Here is a 23,861-nt window from a genome sequence, read left to right on the forward strand (position 1 = left end):
GTCAACGGTGAGGTTTAATGTGCGCGCCCGGGATTCGGCCACCACCTCAGCCTTCCAGTCAGACTTGATGGTGAGGTTCTGTGTGTTGACAGCTCACCACCGCATGCTTAAAGTCCCGAAAGCAAAAAAGAGTGGATGAAAAACATGGCGGCGGACAGTCCGGAAGAAGGCAAGTCGAAGGTAACGTCGCGACAAATGGCACTTGCGCTATTTGAGGACATGTTCGACCTGGGACTGCGCATCAACGAGGCCAATCGCGAAATCGGCTATCAGCGCAACGATTTCTTCACCGAAATCGTCAATATGGGGCTACCGGCGCGTCGCTTCCTCGACGCCGCATATTTCATCGTTGCACAAGAGCCCGAACAGCGCGACCAGTACGACGTCGAGCTGAATTACTTCAAGTGGTTGATGCGCTATGACAGCCGCAATCTCAAGCACTTGCGCACCATTGCAGACGAAGCTCAGAACGCCAAGGTTCGGGTAACGAATACGCCTATGGACCGGGACCCCAATGAGAATGATCTGTGGGTTCAAGTCCAGCTCATCGGCATGGTTGGTTTTCATCGCGGGCGGATGCGCTTCGACGTCCACCCTCGTCTTGTTCCGCATATCCGCGATCCGCAAAAATCTCATTGGCTGAGTCTGCGCATTTCAACTGCGTTCACGCGCAGCCTCGCGCGCGCAATTTACGACAAGGTGATGCCGCACGTCCCGGCGGGCCGTACGGATTGGATTCAGCTCGATGAGATGCGCAATTGGCCCGGCAGAATGGGCGCGAATGCCGCTATCTTCAAATATTTCAAGCGTGACTGGCTTGAACCGGCCGTGCGTGAGATCAACGATGTGTCAGACATCGAGTTGACGTACGAGACGAGGACTGCGTCGACGTCGTCAAAAAAAATTGACCGCATCCGGTTCTTGCTCAAACGTAAGGACACGGCTGATGCCGTGCTGGCGAGCTTGGCCGACGCCAGCCATCTCTATAAGACCCTTACAGACGAGTTCACGCTCTCCACCAAGCAGTTCAGCGAAATCTCGGAAAACCGCGACGTCTGGACCGACGAGCGTATCCAGCAGGCGATCGAATACACGCGATTCAGGATTAACCGAGGCCAGGTTAAAAAGAGTCCGGCCGGCTATCTGATGAGAGCGCTCCGCGATAACTGGAAAATGTCCGACGCCGAGCGGACCATGGTCGATGTGCAGGCAAAGCTTTTAGCCGACGAAGTACAGGAGCAGGTCGCAAAAACCGAAGTGAGAAACTCGGTGGCGCGGAGCGTGGCGTCGCGTGAGGAAGAAGTTCGTGCGCGCATGAACGAGGATTCGGGTAAGGGGCGCGATTTCTTCAACGCTGCCGACGCGAGAACGCGGAACGAACTTTTGCACGCGTGGACGACGTCGCGGGAAGGCAAGCTGATGCTTCGGCGCATGAAACTCGAGCCGTCAACGGTGACTGAAGACGTTGTTCTGGCGAACACCGAATTGGTCTGGTATCTCGGGCAGTTCGTATTTGGGCGGATGAATTCGTCGCGTGCATTGGCTTGAATGGCAAGTTGCGTCGGGCGCGCGATTTCGTTTTCTCACACCGCCGCCAGCAGTAACGACTGTGCGACTGCTTTCGCTCACAAGGCTACCGTTTTTTTCAATTCCTGTCCGTGATACAGCTGGGAACCTGGAGCGACATGAGATCGCGTCCAGGCAACGGATATTTCAAAGTCATCGCGTAGGACTTAACCCGCGCCTCGCGATGGATGAGCATTACTCATGCCCTTGCCAGTATCGCTTCGAGAAGAGGGCGGGTACGGACTCTGCCGGCGCCGTGGCGCCAAACATTTACATTCCTGCTCGGTGAACAACCTGCTGCCGCAAGGAATCGCACAAGGTGTGCAGCAGTCCAATCAGGCGAATCACGCGATCAATCAGGTGGCGCGCAGTGCGTATGCCGGTGTCGCTGCAGCGATGGCGATGCCGAACATGACGTCGTCGGGTCCCGGCCGTACGATCGTTGCCGCAGGCGTGGGCAATTACAAGAACGGCAGCGCGTAGGCAGCAGGTATGACGTATCGTTCGCAGGGCGGTAACTGGCTGATGAACGGCGCTGTATCAGTGACGTCCACGGGCGATGCCGGCGGACGTGCCCGGGTCGGCTGCGAGTTCTAACTACATACGAAGCGACAACAGAAGTGTTGCACGGTCTTGCCCGCCCTGGCAGACCGTGCTTTTTTTGTGCCTCACTAACGTATCCGTATTCCAGTCGTCGGTTGATGAAATCAGTAACGTGCGCAGAAAAACGCCAGCCGCGCGAGCGCGAACTAGAACGACCCAACAATCGATCCGAGAACGATCACCACAACCAGCGCAAGCAACGCCCCGAGAATGCCGACGATCACAATGTCGCGATAGCTCTCGCGATGAGTCGATCCGCACACCGCCAGCAAGGTGACCACCGCGCCGTTGTGCGGCAGGCTGTCGAGCGTGCCCGATGAAATTACCGCGACCCGATGCAGCAGCGCAGGGTCGATGCCGTGTTGCGCGGCCAGTTGCAGATAGGTGCCACCGAGTGCATCGAGTGCAATCGTGAGACCGCCAGATGCCGATCCGGTCAGCGCGGCCAGCAGGTTGGTCGCGACCGCAAGCGACACCAGCGGGCCGCCGCCCACGCCGAGCACCCATTCCCGCACCAGCGCAAACGCCGGCAATGCCGCGATCACTGCGCCATAACCCACCAGACTGCCGACGCTCAACACCGGCAGCACCGATGCGTTCGCGCCGGCGTCGACGGTATCGCGCAAGGCAGGCAGGCGACGGCGGTTGAGCAGCACCAGCGCGACAATCGCCACCGCGAGCGCCACGCACACGCCCCACACACCGCCCACCGCGGCCAGCGACGTCTCGCCCCAACGGATATCCGACAGATAGTCGGCGTCCAGTCGCGGCAGCACGATCATGCTCATGATGAAGTTCACGACGACCACCAGCACGAGCGGCGTCATCGCGACACCGAACGACGGCAGGTCGCTGCTGATATGTCCGTGCTCGATTTCCTCCGGATCGAAACTCTGCGAAACGGTGGCGCGTTCACGCACGAGGTTTGCATTGAGTGCGGGCTTCGCTTCATTCACGGCGACATTCGCCGCCGCGCCGAATCCCTCGAAACCTTCGTTCGCCGCCTTCGCGCGCGATTGCTGAAGCGACAGCCACCAAAGTCCGAAGCCCACCATCACGATGCTCGCTATCACGCCGAGCCCCGGCGCGGCAAACGGCGTCGTGCCGAAGAACGGCATTGGGATCGCATTCTGGATCGCGGGCGTGCCGGGCAACGCGGACATCGTGAAGGTCGACGTGCCGAGCGCAATCGCCGCCGGCATCAGTCGACGTGGAATGTTCGCCGCCTGGAACAGTGCGGTCGCCATCGGTGCAATCACGAAGAAGGCGACAAACAGGCTGACGCCGCCATACGTGACCAGCGCGCCACCGATCACCACCGCGAGAATCGCCCGATGCGCGCCGAGCTTCTCCGTCATGTAGCTGGCGATGGCCTTGACGGACCCGCTGTCCTCCATCAGCTTGCCGAACAGCGCGCCGAGCAGGAACAGCGGGAAGAACTGCGCGACGAATCGCGCGGCGCTGATCATGAAGGTTTGCGTCCAGTGCGCGAGTACGGGCTCGCCGGAAATCGCCGCGGCGAGCATCGCGGCAAATGGTGCGAGCAGCAACACGGTCCAGCCGCGATATGCAAAGCCGATCAATACCGCGAGACTCGCGAGCATCGCAAACAACCCGAGACCAGCCGCGAAGGGTGACAGAACAATGACGTCCATGATCAGACTCCGTCGAGCAGCGCGTCGAGATCGAGTGACGATTCCACGCCTATTTTTGCGGCATGTTCTGAGAGAAACACTTCAGCTGCGCGTCGGCCTTCGTCGCGCAGCATCGTCAGGAATGACCATTCGGCATTGAGCTTCGACGAGTAGCCGAGCTTTGTCATCTCTTCGCTCGAAATGCGGTGGATGCGCATTTCCGCCCAGTGACGGCCTTCGTCGCTGCCCGCGTCCGCCGCACGCCGTAGCAACGCGATCATGCGCAACTCCTTCATGAGCGGCGCGTTGAACGCAACTTCGTTAAGACGACTGATGATGTCGCGCGCGGAGCGGGGCGTCTCGTCCCGTTCGACAGGGTTCACCTGTACAAGCAGCGTGTCGCTCGACGTGCATTCGCGCACCAGCGGCGTGATCGTCGGATTGCCCGCATAGCCGCCGTCCCAGTAGTCTTCGCCGTCGATCTCGACCGCCTGGAACAACGTGGGCAGACAGCCCGATGCGAGCAACACATCGGGCGAGAGGTCGGCATTGCGGAACACGCGCGCCTGGCCCGTACGCACTCGTGTCGCGGTGATGAAAAGCTTGATCGGCGCATCGCGTAGATGAGCGAAGTCGATCGATTCGTCGAGGATTTCCTGCAACGGATTGACCCCGCGCGGATTCAGGTCGTATGGCGAAAACATGCGCGCGGCGAGATCCATCGCCAGGAACATGGGTGAATGATCGAGCGTCCAGCGTCCCAGCAGCATGTCGAGCGGACTGCGCCGGAACGGGCTGTAGACGGCGGCATCGGACACGCGTCTCCAGAAGGTTTCGAGCGCGCGGCGCGCGCCTTCGGCGCCGTCCTGCTGATAACCGCTCACCAGCACGGCGGCGTTCATCGCGCCGGCAGAAGTGCCGGAAATGCCTTCTATTTGCAGCCTTGACTCTTCCAGCAGACGGTCGAGGACGCCCCATGTAAATGCGCCGTGCGAGCCGCCGCCTTGCAATGCGAGATCGATGAGGGCGGGCGAGTGATGCGCGGATTCATTGTTCGTAGCAGCCAAGACAACTCCGTTGTGAGGAGTGCTCTGTGTCGCGAGCTGGCGCCGATTGACGGCGGACGTGCAAACCAGTGGAGCAGAAACGACAGCAACGATGTGTGAGCCGCGACCGGGATCGAAGCCCCGCAAGCAGCCAGCGAATGAACGGCATTGTTACGAAAATGCGAATCTTTGAACGTGCGTGCAGATTTATTTGACGATTGAAAATCTGGAGACACACCCGTTGTATTGAAAGTGGCGGCTGCTTAAAAGTCAAGCGTATTCGGGACGACGGTTGCGCTGAAATGCGTGATGGAATAAAGCTGAATTTGTTAACTTGCGGGCAGAGTCGTAGTTGTGGTTGATCGGCGTTGGCCTGGTGGGCAGATAGTGCATCGGTCGGTCATGACATGGTCAATCGATACGTGTATGGAAGCAGGATGAGGTCGAATTGTTTTGCTTCTATCTCATCCATAGGTCACGTTAAAAAATATATGTATGGGTATTGAATAGATTAAGCAATGTGACAGATATTTGAAATGGCGCGATGCGCGCGCCAATCCGCTCGAATTTATTTTTGACCGGATGCTTAGGAACGGCCAATGCAATTTCATTCGTATTAGTAATACAAAATAAATTATTGGGGCACGATTATTGAGAAAAAATTAAAGCCTCGTCATTTGCGGTTCGTGCTGAGGCAGACATTTTCGATCTTCCGGCGTTTGGAAAATTACCGGAAAGATACGGTAAGAAATTCTTCGGTTTATTACTTATCGTCCCGGGACCCCGCGACGTTGCACGTTTGAAACGTTTATAATTCCTCAGTCCTAGCGAGTGATGTAACTTCTACCGGAAAACTAGTAGTTCAATTTCGCTTCAGTAATAGTTTCATTGGCTGTTCTGGCGCGCAATGGATCAGTATTCATCATACGAACTCGTTTGGTTGGCGTCCGCGAGTCAGGCGTCAACTTGAGACTCGTTCCCCGTCGATAGTCCGGTCGTGATATCGGCTGCATCGACTTTCAATAGTGAAATGAAGAATCTCGCTGATTGGAAATTTTTTGCATTTCACGTCGGCGGATTATCCCGTCTTCGATATTCAACGTCCCAATTAAACGGGTTCAATCAGCGATAACGCTTTCGGGAATAACGGTTAATCGATTTAAAAAGTAAGTAATACGTAATGTCGGATGGGTTTGCCGACAGTACATGGCCGTTTATGCACGCCATAAGCCGGTTGCCTCTTCGCACAGGCCGATGTCAACGGGATGTCAGGCGACGTTGCAGCGGCTAACCGCGCGTCACGGCTTTATCAGCAACGAACGTAATCACTGCGTTCTCAGGTTCACCTCTCTGTACTCAATAACGTCAAAGCAGGACGACCTGGATCGATCTTGCGAATTCTCGGGGAAAACCTGCTCTTTGCGATACATACGGATAAAGATGAGATATTTGAAATTACTGGGAGTTGCGTCGGCAACAGTGTTGGCGTCGTTTGGTGCGGAAAGCGCACAGGCGCAGACAAGCACTATCACGGTCGCAGGCCAGCAATACAAGTTGTGCGGTCAGGAGAACGGCAACTGCTCATTCCTCGGAACCGGCTCGGTGGTCTTTGGCGCCGTGCCGCCCACATCACCGTCGGTCATGCTGAGCGCGCCGCGCACGTTCAGCAATGGCGTCGGTTGCTACGTTGGTGCAGTTTCGCAGACGGATCCGGCTTATGGCTACGGCAAATCGTGTTGGGTAAGGGCAGTTGCGGCTACGCCTACGCCGGCCCCGACGCCCACGCCCACGCCCACTCCGGCGCCTGCACCTACACCAGCACCCACGCCAACACCGTCCCCCACGCCAACACCCGCGCCCGCGCCAACCCCCAGCCCGACAGCAACGCCAAACAGCACAACCTCAACATCGGCGACCGGCAGTTCAACCCTAACCTGCAGCACGCCGACGCAAACCGCAGGCGGAACCGCGAACGGCGTAATCAGCGCCGACACGCCGACGACCGACGGCCTGCGCATCTTCCAGAACAACGTCGCGTTCAAGCTCGCGATCACGACGAATGCTCCCAGCGCCGACACGGTCGTCTGGTCGGTCGCGGATTCGAATGGCGCAATCAAGGCGCAGGGCAGCTTCCCGGTCAGCGCCGGGGTGCAGACCAACGCGATCCCCTGTACCTCGACGTGGTCGGGTTACGGCGCACTGACGGCGACGTTGAGCGCCAAGGGCGGCACGTTGCCGAACAGCGGCACGCGTCCGCAAGGTATCGCGACCTTCGGCGTACTGCCGAATCTGAGTCCGGTTCTGGGCACGGTCACGTATGCGCATCAGGATCAACATCGCTTCGGCATGCAGGGATTCAACGGCAACATTGCGGCCCTGCACGATCTGGGTATCTCGTGGACGATCGACGACCGCCAGCAATCGGCAATGGAACCCAACGGCCCGAATACGTACACGCCGAGCGTGAGCGACCTCGATCCGTTCTATAAAGCCAATCCGGACCAGATGCGCATCGTGCGTCTCGACGGCATTCCCGCATGGGATTCGAAGACCGGCCAGTTCAACGACAGCTATTACGCACCGTCGAATCTCACCGAGTTTCAGGGCTTCATGGCCAAGGTCGGCACCGATACGAGCCTGATCCGCGCGGCCAATTATCCGAATCAGCAGAAGAACTACTACCAGGTGACGTGGGAGCCGAGCCTCGGCTGGGCGGATAGCGATGCCAACTTCGTCGCCATGTACAAGGCGGCCTATCAAGGTATTCATTCGACCGATCCGAATGCGGTCGTGATGGGCACCGGCAATCCGTTCGCCGCGAATTGCGATACGTGTACCACCGGATATCTGCAGAAGTTCGGCGCGCTGGGTCTGTGGAATTACATCGACGCGGTGTCCACTCACGGCTACTGGAATGCTGGCACGTACCCGGCGCATCCGCCTGAATTGCAGGACTCGGACCCGGATCCGGCGAACCAGGCCAACGCACTCGACAATCAGATGAAGCAGTTGCGTTCGGTCATGCAGGCAGGCAAGCCGAACATGAAGCTGTTCTTCACGGAAGCGGGCGTGAGCTACGATCCGGGTCTGAACTATGGACCGACTGTGCCGTCGCAAAACCAGCTGTTCGCTCAGGCGGCGGTGGGCGTGCGGGCGCACATCATCACGCTCGGCGGTGGTGCGCAACTTACGACGCTGTTCTACGGCCCCGACTATCCGGGCGAAGTGGGATACGGCACGTTCTTCGATCTGAACGACGCGCAGGGCGCATATGGCGCGACGAATCTGTCGCCGAAACCGGAAGCGATGGCGTTCGCGACGATGACCCGGGTGCTCGACGGGACGAACACGTTGGGCCGCGTCAACGGTACGCCGTCCGGCACTTTCGCGTATTCGTTCCAGCAGCTCGGCAACGGCAAGGTCATCACAGCCGCGTGGACGCACAGCAATGCGCAATGGCCGACGAGCGGCGGTGCGTATAGCCAGACGTACTCCACCAGCTACACGCTTCAGGTGGATAACGCCGGTACGTCGGGCAATGTGACGAAGATCGATGGTTACGGCAATACGAGCACGGTTGCTTACACCAACGGTCAGGTTGCGTTGACGCTGACCGAAGTGCCGCAATACATCGTGTCGAACAATGCGTCTGTTGCGACGGCGAATGCAACTGTCCCGGTCGGATATACGGGTCAATAAGATATGGGCTGGTAATAAGCGAAACCCCGGAAGCGGGACTACGGTCCCCGCTTCCGGGGTTTTTTTTTTCAATAAGAAAAAGCGTGCGGTTCAGGCGACCGGCGCGCTCCCGCCGTAAGTCAGTCTGCCGTTTTTCGATAGAAGAATTGCAACCGGCCTCGTCATCTCGAACTCGGAGAAGATGATCGTTACGATGACGGTGATCGGAACCGCGAGGAACGCGCCGGAAATACCCCATAGGGCGGACCAGATCGCCATGCTCGCGAGAATCGCAAACGGACTCAGGTTCAGCGAGTTACCCATCAGATAGGGATCGAGAATGTTGCCGATCAGGAAGTGAATGACAGTAAGCGCTATCACCACGATCAGTACTTCGTTGAGGTCGCCGAATTGCAGTACCGACATGAGTGCGGGAAAGAGAACGCCGAGTACCGAGCCGATATAGGGCACGTAGTTTAGTAGCGCGGTCAACACGGCCCATAGCCCCGCGAATTCGAGTCCCATGCCGCGCATTGCGCCCCAGCACACGCCGCCGAGCACCACGCCAAGCAGCGTCTTTAGCGCAAGATAAGCGCCAATGCGACGGTTGATGTCGATCACGACACTCTTCACGCGCGCAGCGTTACTCGCATTCGCCGCCATGTTCTCGAGTTTTTCGCCAAACGTCCGGTGTTCGAAAAGCAGAAAACTCGCATACAGCGCGACGACAAACACATTGATGATCACCGACGACAACGAAGCCAGCGTGCCCGTCACCAGCGCCTGGATGTTGAATTGGGCCAGCATGTCCCGCCGTAGCGAATCCCACGTGGGCTCATTTTCCAGATGCAGCAACGCAGCAATTTTCTGGATCAGCGCGAGCACCGAATCCTGATAGCGCGGCGCCAGCGCAATGAGCGCATCGTAGTTCGCCACGAGCATGTCGACCGCGAAGAATATGCCGGCGGCGATCAGAAACACGGACAGCGCATAGCGCAATTGCACGGGCAGTCGCTCTCCAATCACAGGAATGCGCTGCAGCAATCGCGTGAAGCCGACGATCACATAGACCGCGATGACCCCGAATACAATGGGCACAAACACTGCACGCCCGATATAAAGCACCCAGCCGACAATCAGCATTAGCACGACAACGCATACGGAAGCCTGCAATCGGTCGGTCATCTGTCATGCTCCATTGATCTGCGAACTGTTTTTCCTGGGATATCGCCAATGAAACGATGTAAGCGGTGATGCAACGGCGCGGTACATGCTTTGATATCGCAGGCCTTCGCTGACGCGCCGTCGTACGAATACCTTACAGGTAGCTGTTCAGCGCCACGAAGGATAGTCGCACAGAAACATGACTTCTAAAAACGGCCGCCAACGCAATCGCTTGCTCACGTCGGGTGGGGGCTTGTCATGAAAGGCCATCTGGTCATTCGTTTTGAGCAGAACCGCACTTCGTCTGTCATAGAAGCCCGCGGCGTTTTGAAATGCGAAAGTGCTTCTTTCCCGTTCAGCATTTGTCTTTGGAATCCTCACTTCACGACGCATTTTTAACATTTAGAAAATCGCCACGAAGGCCGACGTACCGACCTTTGACCTTACCCGTTTTCGCTGTTTAATTCCGGCTCGCCGTGGAGCAATTTTCGAACCAGACACCTTTAAAAATCGAAACGCCGGGTACGTTCGGATCGTACTTTTTTGCCAACCGACAAAGTCCCACAACCTATGAGCGAATACCCTTAATCGATTGAAACGGCCGGTAGAAGAAAGCACGGAAACTCCCGGGAGACGCCCGAATCGCATGCGCAGTGGCCGTTTTGTTAAATCCGGCGATCATTTGACAAAAGCCCCCGGACAGACCATTCTTTTCTTCATGTGTCGTTTGCAGACAGCTTCGGCGACACAGATCAGATGAGTTGTGAGAGAGACAGGTTACATTCGAAATGCGTCGCGAAGGTAATTGGCAGGCTAATTAAAAAGGAATCCGGATGGCTTCCACAGCCCAAAAAATGTCAAAGATGCAGCTCACCGCAATGGTGGTGGGTGGAATGGTAGGAGCCGGGATTTTCTCCTTACCTCGGACTTTTGCTAATGCCACGGGGCCTTTAGGTGCCGTCATCGCGTGGCTGATTGCAGGAACCGGCATGTATATGCTGGCGCGGGTCTTCCAGTCGCTTGCCGAGCGCAAACCCGAACTGGACGCAGGTGTCTTCGCTTACGCCAAAGCAGGTTTTGGCGACTATCCCGGCTTTCTCTCCGCCTTCGGCTACTGGATAGGTAGCTGCATCGGCAACGTCTCATACTGGGTACTGATCAAGTCCACACTCGGCGCATTCTTTCCGGTTTTCGGCGAGGGCAACACGGTCGTTGCGATTCTCGTCGCTTCGGTGGGTATCTGGCTCTTCCACTTCATGATCCTGAAAGGCGTACAGCAGGCCGCCTTTATTAATAGTGTCGTCACCGTCGCCAAGATCATCCCGATCCTGGTATTCATCGTCATCCTGATATTTGGGTTCAGGATGGATCTGTTCAGCGCGAACTTCTACGGTGGAGGGCTCGAAGGCAATCTCTTCGAGCAGGTGCGTGCAACCATGCTCGTCACCGTGTTCGTGTTCCTAGGGATCGAGGGGGCGAGCGTCTATTCGCGCTACGCGAAAGAACGTACCGACGTCGGTAAGGCCACGATTTTGGGCTTCATCACTGTCACTACGCTGATGGTGCTCGTGACCATGCTGCCGTATGCGGTGCTGCAGCGCGCGGACGTGGCGGGCATGCGTCAGCCGTCGATGGCAACGGTGCTCGAAGCAGTGGTCGGCCACTGGGGCGCGATTTTCGTCAGCGTGGGTCTGATCATTTCGGTGTTGGGCGCTTACCTCGCGTGGTCGCTGATCTGCGCCGAAGTGCTGTTCACTGCGGCAAAGACCAAAGACATGCCGGCCATCTTCGCGAAGGAGAACGCCAACAAGGTGCCGGCCAACGCGTTGTGGCTGACCAATATCGTGGTCCAGCTCTTCGTTATCAGCACGTTTTTTTCACGCGACGCTTTCGCGTTGATGCTGAACCTCACCAGCGCGATGTCGCTGATTCCGTACCTCTTCGTCGCGGCGTATGGCTTCATGCTGTCGAAGCGCGGTGAGAGTTATCAGATGCGTCCGGAGGAGCGAAAGCGTGATCTGACCATGGCGACCATCGCTGTGATCTACACGGTTTTCATGATCTACGCGGGTGGTCTGAAATTCATCCTGCTCTCCGCTGTGCTGTATGCACCGGGAACGGCGCTGTATATCTGGGCGCGGCGCGAGCAGGCCAAGACCGTTTTCACGTCGGTGGACTGGATCATCTTTATCGTTGCCATCATCGGTGCGGTGATTGGTATTTATGGTCTCGCGACAGGAATGATTACGCTCTAGTACGCGAATTGAACACAGCCGGCTCAGGCCGGAATTCAGGAGATCGTCATGGCTACAGATGCGAAAACGGACGGGTTCGGTGTGTATTCCGAAGTCGGGCAACTGCGCAAAGTGATGGTGTGCGCGCCAGGGGTTGCCCATCAGCGGCTGACCCCGAGCAACTGCGATGAATTGCTGTTCGACGACGTGCTATGGGTCGAAAACGCCAAACGCGATCACTTCGACTTCGTCACGAAGATGCGCGATCGTGGTGTCGAAGTGCTGGAGATGCACAACCTGCTCGCCGAGACGGTGGCGGTGGCCGAAGGCAAGAAATGGATTCTCGACAACCAGGTGGTGCCGAACCAGGTCGGGCTGGGTTTTATTGATGAACTGCGCAGCTATCTGGAAGGGCTGGACAATCGCAAGCTGGCCGAGACGCTGATTGGCGGCTTATCGACTCACGATTTTCCGGAAGCACATGGCGGCAAGGCACTGGAAGTCGCGCGGGAAGCCGCCGGCTCGACCGAGTACCTGCTGCCGCCGCTGCCGAACACGCTGTACACCCGCGACACTACCTGCTGGATCTATGGCGGCGTCACGCTGAATCCGCTGTACTGGCCCGCGCGTCATGAAGAGACGATTCTTACCACGGCGATCTACAAGTTCCATCCCGACTTCGCGGGCAAGGTCAACGTGTGGTGGGGCGACCCGACCCAGGACCACGGGCTCGCGACGCTGGAAGGTGGCGACGTGATGCCGATCGGCAAGGGCGTCGTGCTGATCGGTATGAGCGAGCGGACCTCGCGCCAGGCGATCAGCCAGCTGGCCGCCACGCTGTTTGCAAAGGGCGCGGCCGAGCGCGTGATCGTCGCGGCCATGCCGAAGATTCGCGCGGCGATGCACCTGGACACGGTGTTCACTTTCGCCGATCGAGACTGCGTGCTGCTCGCGCCGGACTTCATGAACAAGACGCGCACGTTCTCGTATCGGCCCAGCAGTCATCCGAGCGGCGTGGAGTTGCATCGCGAAGAGAAGTCGTTTGTCGATGTCGTCGCGGAAGCGCTGGGTCTGAAGAAACTGCGTGTGGTGGAAGCGGGCGGCAGCGACTATCAGCGTGAGCGCACGCAGTGGGACAGCGGCGCGAATCTGGTGTGCGCGTCGCCGGGAGTGGTCTATGCGTACGACCGCAACACCTACACGAACACGCTGCTGCGCAAGGAAGGTATCGAGGTGGTGACGATCGTCGGAGCGGAACTCGGCCGGGGTCGCGGCGGTGGTCACTGCATGACCTGCCCGATCATGCGCGATCCGGTGGACTATTAATCCCTCGGAAGATTGACGTTGCTGCCCGCTGATGCGTCAGCGGGCAGCAACGCATTCGCGATTGGCTGGTGCCAACGTTGCCGAAGTGATCGCGACGAGTCGCAGCGTGTGCCGATACGGGGACAAGCTTAAATGAAGAGGCCCGAATCACCTCAACCGGTCACGATGATCGAGGCGATCATTCCGGTTGCCAGCCTGGTTGTGCTGGTGGGCCTGTCCTACTACCTGTTCGGCGATGGCGGCGCGGGCGGCCCGAACCAGGTCGGCCTCGTGGTCGCCACGATGATCGCGGTGTTCATCGGATGGCGGCGCGGACACTCGCTGGCCTCGCTCGGCGAAGCAGCGGTGGCGAGCGTCAGCACGGGTATCGGCGCTATCTTCATCCTGTTTGCGGTCGGTGCGCTGATCGGCACCTGGGCGCTCAGCGGGACTCTCGTGGCCATGGTGTACTACGGCCTCAAGCTTCTCAGCCCCAATTACTTTTACGTTACTGCTGCCGCTATTTGCGCGTTCGTGTCGTTGAGTATCGGCAGTTCATGGACCGTTGCCGGCACGATCGGCATTGGCCTGATGGGCATCGCGCACGGCATGGGATTGAGTCCGGCGATCACGGCTGGTGCGGTGATTTCGGGTGCGTATTTCGGCGACAAATCCTCCCCCTTGTCCGATTCCGCGAATCTCGCCGCGGCTGCCGCAGGCGTTGATCTGTATCGACATATTCGCGAGATGTTTCTGACCTCGGCGGTGGCGCTGGCGGTCACGCTCGGCGTGTTCTACTTTCTCGGCAAACCTGGCGACTTCGATGCAAGCGCCGAGATTGCCGCCATGCGCGGTTCGTTTCACATCTCGCTGGTCCTGTTCCTGCCGCTGCTGCTGGTCATTGCGCTGGCGATCTTCAAGATTCCGCCGTTCACGGCGATCTTTCTGGGCGCACTCGCCGGTGGCCTGCTCGCCGTCTGCGTGACGCCCGAACGCGTGATCGAATTTGCGTCCGCGAAGCAGGGCGTGCCGGATTGGCTCGCGCTTCTCAAGGGCGTGTGGCTCGCATTGGCGAGTGGCTACAAGGCGTCGACGGGAAACGCAGAACTCGACATACTCGTGACGCGCGGCGGCATGGACAGCATGTTGAACACCATCTGGCTGATCATCACTGCGCTGGCGTTCGGCGGCGTGGTCGAAAAATGCGGCGTGCTCGAGCGGCTGATTGCGCCGGTGATCGCGCGCGCAAAAACGACGGGCACACTGATCACTTCCCTGGTCGCAGCGATCGTCGCGACCAATGTCGTTACCGCTGATCAATACATCGCCGTGGTTCTTCCGGCGCGGATGTTCAAGACCGCGTTCGCGAAGCGCGGCCTTGCGCCGATCGTGCTGTCGCGAGCTGTTGGCGACGCCGCCACGCCCACCGGCGCGCTGATTCCGTGGAATAGCTGCGGCGCGTATATGGCGGTGACGCTAGGTGTCAGCACGCTGAGTTACGCGCCTTATGCGGTGTTCTGCTTTGTGAGCCCGCTATTGACGATTGCAATCGCGTATTCCGGCTTTCGCATGCCGCGCCTACCGGCTTCTACCGCGTCCACGCCGGAGCAGATTGCGACGGACCCCGCGCTAGTAAAACCGGACGACGACACGCACTTGGGCTGAGAACGTTTTCATTCGCCGATCAGCTTCCTGTTCAACCGCCGCATCCCTTCGAAGATCGAGCCGGCGATATCCATCGGAAAATCTTCCGGCAATAACGACGAGACTTCTTCGATCACTGCTTCGGTCCGCTCGGTTAGCGCGTCGATCATCGCGTCGATGTCGGCTGCGGAAAACCCGACGCGTTGCCCTTGCGCAATCCAGTGCCGCCGCTGGATCTGACTGAGCTGATAGTGGACGTTCTTGCCGCGCACAGCCATCGCGAGTTTCACCTTCTGTGCGGCGAGGCGGCCCGTTCCCGTGCCGATAATCGGATGCGCGGACAGCACGTCGTAAAGCGGCGTGGCCTCATAGCGGCTGCCTGGCAGATGGGCGATGCTGAAGTTCTTTGCATGGCCGTCGGTTGCCGCAAGCAGCCAGAAAACCATCTGCGTGACGAAGAAGTTGCGACGGTCGGTTGTCGCGCGCTCCGAGCCGGACAGCACTTCCATGATTGCCTCGATGCCGGGTCCGCCGTCGGCCTCGTACTTGTGTAGCGCCGACGTGCCCGTCGCCTGGCACATGTCCTCTTGTGGGAGTCGCACGATCCACGTAGCGTCGCTGGACGGCCGGCGGTCGAACCGTTCGACGATCAACACTTTCTGATCGTCGAATCGCGCGATTTCGCAACGGGCGACGGGCAACCCGTAGGCCGCCACGATTTGCGAGCAGAGCCATTCGTTCTCGACCGAGGTGCGCATGTCGGCGCGCATATTGCCGACGAGCCCGAGCGGAAGCTTGAAAATGTGCGTGGTCGGCGTGCTGCCCTCGGGCAACAACCAGCGGTTGCGATGCCGCAGAAGCGCGGTTTTTTCCTGCGCGCCCGCGATGGACAAACGTAGGTCTTCCAATGGATCGTCCCGGCCTGGTGCCGACGTGGAGGTCGTTCCCCGCAGAAGCTGGGCGATTTCGCTTTCGCTGAGTACCCGTCCGGCGATGCTGGCGAGATCGGTCGGCGCTTCGTCCGGCGGCAACATCTGAAGAGCGCCGACGCAGTCGCGCCCGAGCGCCGCCAGAAGGGGGAACGGCGCGGTGCTGCCGGTCTTATAGCGTGTAGCGATCCGTCGACGGATCGGCTCGCTGTCGGGGAGCAGGTTGTCGAAATAGTCCGCGACGATCTGGCCGCGATACGGCTGATTACCCGGCGTAAAAGGAAGCGATAGCGAAAGCGGCCGGCCTTGGGGATCGTCGATCCAGTCGTCGTGATAGACGAGGCGCTCGCCGCCGCGCGTGGCCTCCCAGTGGCCGACTTGAAGGCCGTTCATCCACAGGTTCAGGCGGTTCGGATGCGTGCTTCGCGCCATGCTTACCAGTCCTCCCGTTTCTTGCCGACGCTTTTGGGCTTGGCGGTGCTGCGCAGAGCGGGTTTTGCCTTCGTGTTTTTAGCGCGGGCAGACGTGGCTTGCGGAGTTTCCTCATCGCGCGAAGCTTGGGCTTTGCCCTTTGCGTTGCGCGCCGTTGCCGTTGGCTCTTTCTTCGTCGAGCGCGTAGCAGCGGTTTTACGTGGAGCCTGCGCGATGGACGTCGATTGAATCGTATCTTCCGCGACGACGTCGCTTTCCGGCGATCCGGCCGCGCGAGGGATGAGCGTCAAATCGACTTGAAGCACCCGCAGAACCCTGAATAACCGATCCACACTGACAGCGGCGGGATTGGCTTCGAGTTGCGCATAGGTTTGCTGTGTTACGCCGAGATGACTGGCCATGCCGGCCTGCGTGAGTCCCGCAGCTTTGCGGAAGCCTTGCAGAATCGGCCTCAATTGGCCCAGCGTCTTGATGGGGTAGTCCACAGCAGATCTCCGACTCGTGTTTCGACACAATAACAGGTTAAAGCCTGTTAAATATTTATACAGTCTATACGCTGTATTGTAAAAATACAACCTAAAGGCTGTTAAAAGCGGTGTTGCCCAACCGCCGTACTCGACCAGCTATCGGCAAGTATCGCGAGACGATAGCTGCAACTAACGGTCAACGAAAATTCGCCCCTTGCTTCGCTGCTCCGCAGTCATCTCCCAAGCCGACAGGATCACCATCTGAGCCTATACACCGCCCGCAGCAGGGTTCTTCAAGTTTCGCTGGTTCTTTCACTTATCAGGGCCTTTCAGAGTTGTCTGATATTTGTAAATTAACCTCAACCGTATTCTTTCGGCGAAATAAAGAAGATGAGTTTTTAAGAGATAAGTTTATTTAAATAAATTCGTATGAATTGAATGAAATTTGAAAGAAAAGACACTCTCCGGGCGATAACGCGATAGACCTTAATTCAAGTCAGAAGGCCCCATGGCGTTACGGTTTTCGAATCATCGCGTACCACGAAAACGCTGCCTTAAATTACCCAAAGAAATTTCTGCAATGAGTGATCGAAAAATCGCATTTTAAATTTTGAGCATGAAAACGCGAAATGGGATTTGGTTTTGAGATTGTGAAATGAAGGAAAACATAAAACATGAATTCCACAGGGAATGAGTTTTATGAGTGTCGAACAGAAGAGTAAATGTGCACGGGGAAAAGCAGCTCATCGCAAATGCGCTGGCGTTTAAAGAGCACATATTTTTAACATCTATCCAGAATAAATGCACATGCGTGATATTGCTGTGGTCGGAATGGCATGCCGCCTTCCTGGTGGGTTGGACGATCCTGATTCCCTGTTGGCTGCGCTGCGTGAGCGGGTCGTCACCGCAGGTCCCATTCCGGCAGATCGCTGGGATTCGGCTCGCTACTATTCGGCGGACGAAAGCGTGAAGGGCAAGGCCTATGTCAACCAGGCCAATTTTCTCACGCAGGACGTCCGCTCAATGGATGCGGACTTCTTCGATCTGCCCGCGCGCGTTGCTGAAAATCTCGATCCGCAGCAACGCCTGTTGCTCGAACTGATCTGGGAAGCGTTCGAAAACGCCGGCCTCGACCTGCCTGCGCATGCGGGCAGCAAGGTCGGCGTCTACGTTGGCGGCTTCATGCTCGACCACATGGTCACGCTGATGCAGGTCGCCAACCGCACGCGCCATAACGCCAACACTGCAGCCGGCATGATGATGACCATGCTGGCGAACCGCCTGTCCTACGCATTCGATCTTCGCGGACCGAGTCTTTCTATCGATACGGCCTGTTCGTCGTCGCTGGTTGCATTCAGTTATGCGTGCCGCGACATCTGGTCGGGCGACTGCGACATGGCCGTCGTCGGCGGCGCGAACGTGATGACGCGTCCCGAGTTTTCGATCGGTATGAGCAAGGGCCAATTCCTTTCGCGCGACGGCCAATGCAAATCCTTCGACGCGCGCGGCGATGGTTACGGCCGCGGCGAAGGCGGCGGCATCGTGTTGCTGAAGACGCTGGAAAAAGCGCTTGCAGACGGCGACACCATTCTGGCGACGGTCGCGGGTGCGGGCGTCAATTCGGACGGCCGTACGCCCGGTATTTCAATGCCGAGTGTGCAGGCGCAAAGCCAACTGATCCGCGAGGTCTGCGAGCGCTTCGAGATCGATTCGAACGCGGTGCGCTATGTCGAGTGTCACGGTACGGGCACGGCGGTGGGCGATCCGCTCGAAGCGGCATCGATTGGATCGGTTTATGGCGCGGGCCGTCATGGCGACGATCGTGTCGTGCTGGGCTCGATCAAGAGCAATATCGGGCATCTGGAAGCGGGCGCGGGCGTGGTCGGCGTGATCAAGGCCGTGCTCTCGCTGATACATCGCGAGGCATTCCCGCTCGGCAATCTGCAAACTCCACACCCCGGCATTGCGTTCGACGAGTTGGGCGTGCGTCTCGCCGATGCATCGATTCCGCTGGCCGAACCGAACGAGCCGTTCCTCGTGGCGGTCAATTCCTTCGGCTATGGCGGGACGAATGCACACGTCGTGTTGCGTTCGGCGCCGCAAGGGACGCGCGAAGCAGCGGTTGCGGCGTCGGCGCGTCCCGCTGGTTTCCCGCTGTATCTGCCGTTGTCCACGCGTAGCCCGGCTGCGCTCAAGGCGCTGGCACAACGTTACGCGGATTGTCTGTCGAAGCCCGGCGCGCAAGTCGCCGATCTGCTGCATTCCGCTGCTTTACACCGTGCCCCGTTGAACCATCGCGCGGTCGTTCTGGGTGCTGACGCGCGCGAATTGCTCGACGCGCTGGCCGCGTTGCAGCAGGGCGAGAAATCGGACAAGGTCGTCACGGGTCAACAGCTTTCGCCGGGGCAGCAGTTGCCGGTGTGGGTGTTCACCGGCATGGGCCCGCAATGGTGGGCGATGGGTCAGGAACTCTATCGCGACGAGCCCGCGTATCGCGCTGCGGTCGATGAAGCCGACCAGATTTTCCAGCGCATCGCCGGCTTCTCGATCCTCGTTGAAATGCTGAAGAGCGAGGCCGAATCGCAGATCACGCGAACCATTCACGCGCAGTCGGCGAACTTCATGATTCAGTGGGGCATCGTGGCCGTGCTTCGCGCGGCAGGTGTCACGCCGGGCGCGGTGATGGGCCATAGCGTCGGCGAAGTGACGGCCGCCTGTGTCAGCGGCGCGTTGAGCCTGCCGGACGCGTTGCGCGTGTGCTACGAGCGCAGCCGTCTGCAGGCGACTACCGCAGGCAGCGGCAGCATGCTTGCGGTCGGCCTTGACCGTGAAGCCGTCGCCACGCTGCTGAAACCGTTCGAAGGACGCGTCGAAATCGCCGCGATCAACGGACCCACCACGCTCACGCTGTCCGGAGAGACGGCGGCGATCGAAGCGCTGGCCGTAGAACTCGCCGCGCGCGAGGTTTTCCATCGCGTGCTGAACGTGGAAGTGCCGTACCACAGCTATCTGATGGAACCGATTCTGGCCGAGCTTGCTTCGTCGCTGGACGGGATCGTCGCGCGCGAGCCTCAGGTTCCGCTGTACTCGACGGTCACCGGCCGCCGCGCCGAAGGACCTTCGTTCGGCGCCACGTACTGGCCGAAAAATGTCCGTCAACCGGTCGCGTTCGCCGACGCGGTTCAGGCCTTGCTTGACGACGGCTTTACCACTTTTGTCGAAGTCGGTCCCCATCCGGTGTTGTCGAGCGCGCTGCGCGATTGCGCCAAGGCGCGCGCGAAAGAAATCCGCCTTGTCGAAACGCTGCGCCGCAATGAAGCCGAGCGCGCGCGCCTGCATCGCACCGTTGCGCAGGTGTTCGCAAGCGGTTGCGAGATCGACTGGACGTTGCTCAATGGCGAAGGCCACGTTACCGCGCTGCCGAACTATCCGTGGCAACGCGAACGTGCGTGGCTCGAAACCGATCGCGCGATTTATCAGCGTGTCAGCCCGACCGATCGCCCCATGCTCGGCTGCGAGCAATACCCCGCGCACGACGTGTGGGTCAACGATCTCGAACACGACGGCCTCGCGTATCTGAAGGATCACATCGTGTCCGGCACGTCGATCATGCCGGCAGCCGGGTATGTGGAGACACTGCTCGAAATCGCCGCGCTACTGCATCCGGACGCGCCCGGCTGGCGTCTGAACGACGTGGAGATTCGCGCGCCTCTCGTCATTTCGAGCGACCGCGCGATCGACTACGTATCGAGCTACGAACGCGGCACGAACCGCGCGACGATCCGCAGCGTAGAAAGTGGCAAGACCGGAGAAGGGCAGCTGCATCTGACTGGTGGCGTCGGCGCGTTGCAGTCGGCGGAAATCCGTCATGTCGATCTGGAAGCGTTGAAAGCCGCGCTGTCCAACGAGCAGGACCCCGCCGTGTTCTATCGCGAGTTGTCGCGTATCGGTCTGCAATACGGGGCGAAGTTCCAGTCGGTACGGTCGCTGCGTCTCGCGCCGCAAGGCGGCCGCGTGCTCGCACTGATCGAACGTGATGCCGCTCTGCGCAGCGACGGATATCACGCTCAGCCGGTCATGCTCGACGCCTGTTTCCAGGTCCTCGTCAGCATGCTCGACGACAATGAATCGACCTTTCTGCCCACGGGCTTCAGGGAACTCCGCCTGCTCGTGCCGGCGCTGCCGGACCGCTACTGGTGCGACGCCGTGCAGGTCAGCGCGACGCCTCGCCATGTCGACGCCGACCTGACGATCATGGACGATGCAGGTCGCGTGCTGGCGGTGATCCGCGGGCTGCGCGTGACGGCGTCGTCGGCGAAGGTCGAACGTACGGACGCATACGGCGATCCCGTGAAGCTGCAAATGCCGCGCTACGAATGGTCCGATGCAGGCCGGTTGTCCGAGCCGAAGCGTCTCGGACACTGGCTGATCGTCGAAGATCGCGCCACAGCGGCGCTCGCCGACCGGCTCACCGCCGGGTTGGAAGCATTCGGCGCGCGAGTTTGCGCGCGACTGAGCACGGCTTCGTCGCTCAGCATTCAACGCGAACGGATGACCGTGCGTCCCGATTCCAACGACGATATTTCAACGGCATTGCAAGCCGCCGGCGCGTTGCATGGTGTGGTCTTCGTTCATGGTGCGAATGCGAAGCTCGACGGCGCAGACCCGACCGGCTCGGGGGCGCTGCTCCTGATGCATGCGGTGACACGTCATCTCGCGGGCTTGCCGGTGTCGGAAAGGCCGCGTGCTTATGTGCTCACGCGCGATGCGTTCAACGTTATCGACGGCGATGCACCCGTGCAGCCCGCGCAGACTGCGCTCAACGGTTTCGCCCGCGTCGCGTTCAACGAACTCGAAGGCCTGCGCTTTACCACCATCGACGTTCCGGCCACTGAAACCGACCACGATATCGACGCCGCGATTCTCGAGTTGCTGTGTGACGCGCCAGAGGACGAAGTTGCGATCCGCCGTGGACGCCGCTTCTTCAGCCACCTTGTCGCAAGTCCCGTGTTGAGCCAGCCGCGCATCGAGCCGGTGGCGCTGACCGCCAACCGCGCGGTCCAGGTGCGCAGCCTCGGCGAACACGAAGAAGGCGCGGGCAGCGTCAAGCTGATCGAAATCGCCCGCTTGCCATTGAGCGACGACGAAATCGAGCTAAAGACGGAAAGCGTCGCGTTGACGATGCGCGCGCTGCGTACCACGAACGGCGACACGCTCGATCAGAACTTCGTCGAAGTGATCGCGACGGTTCACGCGGTTGGTGCAGCCGTCTCCGATCTGCGCGTAGGGCAGCGGGTCTACGGCCTCGTGCCCGCCGACTTCGCCAGCCACCTTCGCGGACCGCGGTCGACCTTCCATCTGGTCGAACTAGCCGATGACACGAATGCAGCGCCGTTGTTGCTGGTGGCGGCGCGCGAGGCAGTTGCCGAACGTCTGGTCGAGCAGGCGGATCTCGATCGTCACGCTCGTGTCCTTGTCGAAGCCGACGAGTTGGGTCTGTCGATCAGCTCGGCGTTGCGCCGGCGCGGCATTCAGACCACTGTGCTGACGCGGCCGGGTACCGTTGCGCCGAAGCTCACAGCGGACTGCAAGCTGATCGAAGCGGGCTGCGACGCGCTGGAAGCAGCGGTTGCCGAGGTCACGCAAGGCCGAGGTTTCGACGCGATTGTCGCGCCGATGGGCGCATGGGCCGACACCTTCGGCTGGCGCTCGCTCGCCGCAGGCGGCGTTCTGATCGACACCGACCCGCATGCCGGCGCGTTCACGCTGCCGCAGTCGGCTTCGTCGATCGTGCGGGCGGACCTGTCGGTGTTGACGCAACGTGCTGGCCGCTTCGCCGAAGCGCTCAGCCGGGCCGTGAGCTGTGCAGGTACGAGCGAAATCGTCGCGCCGGACAGCCTGTCGGTATCGATTGTCGATCTCGCGACCCGCAAGTTCGCGCTGCCCGATAGCGACTTGCCGTTGATCGTCCACTTCGACGACGCATCCACTGCATTGCAGGTGCGCGTGCACGAAGCAATCACGTTCGCGCCCGACGCCACGTATCTCATCACCGGCGGCCTCGGTGGCTTCGGCCAGAAAACGGCGCACTGGATGGCGGAGCGGGGCGCGCGTCATCTGGTGCTGGCCGGCCGCAGCGGTGCCGATACCCCGGAGCGCAGCGCGTTCGTCGCCGATCTGCGTCAGCGCGGCGTGACAGTGGTCTGCGTGAAATGCGATCTCGCTCACGAAGGCCAGGTGCGCGATCTGTTCGCGACGATTGCCGCGTCGGCGCCGCCGCTGCGCGGGGTGTTCCACGCGGCGGCGGTCATCATCGATCAGCCGATTGCCGAACTGAACCCGCAAGACCTGCTCGACGTGATGCGCAGCAAAGCTGAAAGCGCGCGTTTGCTGCACGAATTGACCCGCGAGATGACGCTCGATCACTTCGTGCTCTATTCGTCGATCGCGAATCTGGTCGGCAATAGCCGTCAGGCCAGCTACGTCGCCGCGAACGGTTTTCTCGACGGACTCGCGTGGCGTCGCCGTGCAATGGGACTGCCGGCCATCAGCATCAACTGGGGGGCGATTGCGGATGTCGGCGTGGTAACGCGCGATGCCAAGCTCGAACAGTTCATGCGCTACATGGGCTTGCGCGGCATGGAATCGGCGGAGGCGCTGAGCTGGCTCGAACGCGCGATGTTGCGCGACGTCACGCAACTGGGCGTCACGCTGATCACCAACTGGAGCGAGTGGAGCCGCTACGAGACGCTGGGGGGACAGTCGCCGCGTTACGCAGAGCTGATTGCCGCCGACACCCGCCCCGACGCCGACCCCGGCGCGGTATTGCGCGCCGAACTGGCCGAGGTGCCCGCCGTCGAGCGCTTCACCGTGCTGGCGAGCCTGGTCGCGTCGTTGATCGCCGACGAACTGGAAACCGATGCCGAAGCTATTCCAGTGGATCGGCCGATCCTCGATCTGGGCGTCGATTCGTTGATGGCGACCGAGATCCAGGCGCTGCTTGGACGCGACCTCGGCATCAGCGTATCGGTGCTCGAGATTCTCGACGACCTGACGATCCGCGCGATCGTCGACAAGGCGCTGAATGCGTTCGGATGGGGCGAGCAAGGCGATGCCGCTGCGGCAGAAGTTCAGGCCGCGTGATATCGGCCCGCGTCTG

13 protein-coding genes are annotated in these 23,861 nt (G+C 59.7%); 8 read left to right on the plus strand and 5 right to left on the minus strand.

What is annotated here, in order from left to right:
- Positions 1-144 precede the first annotated feature (144 nt).
- From BLS41_RS32840 to BLS41_RS39785, 3 genes are all read left to right on the plus strand, one after another.
- Entirely contained in the window at positions 145-1,548 is a 1,404-nt protein-coding gene (locus BLS41_RS32840; RefSeq protein ID WP_074773336.1) for a replication initiation protein, read from the plus strand.
- Between the two features lie 219 nt (positions 1,549-1,767).
- Positions 1,768-2,049 carry a hypothetical protein gene (locus BLS41_RS39240; protein WP_253189865.1) on the plus strand — a complete coding sequence of 94 codons (282 nt, stop codon included), beginning with the start codon at positions 1,768-1,770 and terminating at the stop codon, positions 2,047-2,049.
- A 9-nt stretch (positions 2,050-2,058) separates the two neighbouring features.
- On the plus strand, positions 2,059-2,163 hold the full coding sequence (locus tag BLS41_RS39785) for a YadA-like family protein (protein ID WP_290439542.1): 105 nt from the start codon (positions 2,059-2,061) through the stop codon (positions 2,161-2,163).
- Positions 2,164-2,315: 152 nt separating this feature from the next.
- Here the strand turns inward: BLS41_RS39785 and BLS41_RS32850 are convergent, their stop codons facing one another.
- Both BLS41_RS32850 and BLS41_RS32855 read right to left on the minus strand, forming a co-directional pair.
- Positions 2,316-3,824, minus strand: coding sequence for a GntP family permease (locus BLS41_RS32850; RefSeq protein WP_074771919.1), 1,509 nt, complete (start codon positions 3,822-3,824; stop codon positions 2,316-2,318).
- Positions 3,825-3,826: 2 nt separating this feature from the next.
- Positions 3,827-4,813 (minus strand): patatin-like phospholipase family protein, encoded by a 987-nt coding sequence (locus BLS41_RS32855; protein WP_074773340.1) that lies wholly within the window; start codon positions 4,811-4,813, stop codon positions 3,827-3,829.
- Positions 4,814-6,289: 1,476 nt separating this feature from the next.
- Between BLS41_RS32855 and BLS41_RS32860 the strand changes: the two genes are divergently transcribed.
- The gene (locus BLS41_RS32860) at positions 6,290-8,548 is read left to right on the plus strand and encodes a hypothetical protein (protein ID WP_074771922.1); all 2,259 of its coding nucleotides are present in this window, start codon (positions 6,290-6,292) and stop codon (positions 8,546-8,548) included.
- Between the two features lie 90 nt (positions 8,549-8,638).
- Here BLS41_RS32860 and BLS41_RS32865 read toward each other — a convergent pair whose 3' ends face one another.
- Entirely contained in the window at positions 8,639-9,712 is a 1,074-nt protein-coding gene (locus BLS41_RS32865; protein ID WP_074771924.1) for an AI-2E family transporter, read from the minus strand.
- 812 nt (positions 9,713-10,524) lie between these two features.
- On the opposite strand from BLS41_RS32865, the gene BLS41_RS32870 reads away from it, so the two are divergent.
- The 3 genes from BLS41_RS32870 (at position 10,525) to nhaC (ending at position 14,895) form a co-directional block, all read left to right on the plus strand.
- Entirely contained in the window at positions 10,525-11,946 is a 1,422-nt protein-coding gene (locus tag BLS41_RS32870) for a basic amino acid/polyamine antiporter (RefSeq protein ID WP_074771926.1), read from the plus strand.
- 48 nt (positions 11,947-11,994) lie between these two features.
- Entirely contained in the window at positions 11,995-13,251 is a 1,257-nt protein-coding gene (gene arcA / locus BLS41_RS32875) for an arginine deiminase (RefSeq protein ID WP_074771928.1), read from the plus strand.
- Between the two features lie 132 nt (positions 13,252-13,383).
- Complete coding sequence (gene nhaC / locus BLS41_RS32880) at positions 13,384-14,895, plus strand: Na+/H+ antiporter NhaC (RefSeq protein WP_074771930.1); 1,512 nt, start codon at positions 13,384-13,386, stop codon at positions 14,893-14,895.
- An 8-nt stretch (positions 14,896-14,903) separates the two neighbouring features.
- Here the strand turns inward: nhaC and BLS41_RS32885 are convergent, their stop codons facing one another.
- Both BLS41_RS32885 and BLS41_RS32890 read right to left on the minus strand, forming a co-directional pair.
- On the minus strand, positions 14,904-16,235 hold the full coding sequence (locus BLS41_RS32885; RefSeq protein ID WP_074771932.1) for a type II toxin-antitoxin system HipA family toxin: 1,332 nt from the start codon (positions 16,233-16,235) through the stop codon (positions 14,904-14,906).
- A 2-nt stretch (positions 16,236-16,237) separates the two neighbouring features.
- Positions 16,238-16,720 carry a helix-turn-helix domain-containing protein gene (locus BLS41_RS32890; RefSeq protein WP_074771934.1) on the minus strand — a complete coding sequence of 161 codons (483 nt, stop codon included), beginning with the start codon at positions 16,718-16,720 and terminating at the stop codon, positions 16,238-16,240.
- 789 nt (positions 16,721-17,509) lie between these two features.
- Here BLS41_RS32890 and BLS41_RS32895 point away from each other — a divergent pair.
- Positions 17,510-23,845, plus strand: coding sequence for a type I polyketide synthase (locus tag BLS41_RS32895; RefSeq protein WP_171910367.1), 6,336 nt, complete (start codon positions 17,510-17,512; stop codon positions 23,843-23,845).
- Positions 23,846-23,861: the final 16 nt, after the last annotated feature.

Source organism: Paraburkholderia fungorum (genome assembly GCF_900099835.1).
Taxonomy (GTDB): Bacteria; Pseudomonadota; Gammaproteobacteria; order Burkholderiales; family Burkholderiaceae; genus Paraburkholderia; species Paraburkholderia fungorum_A.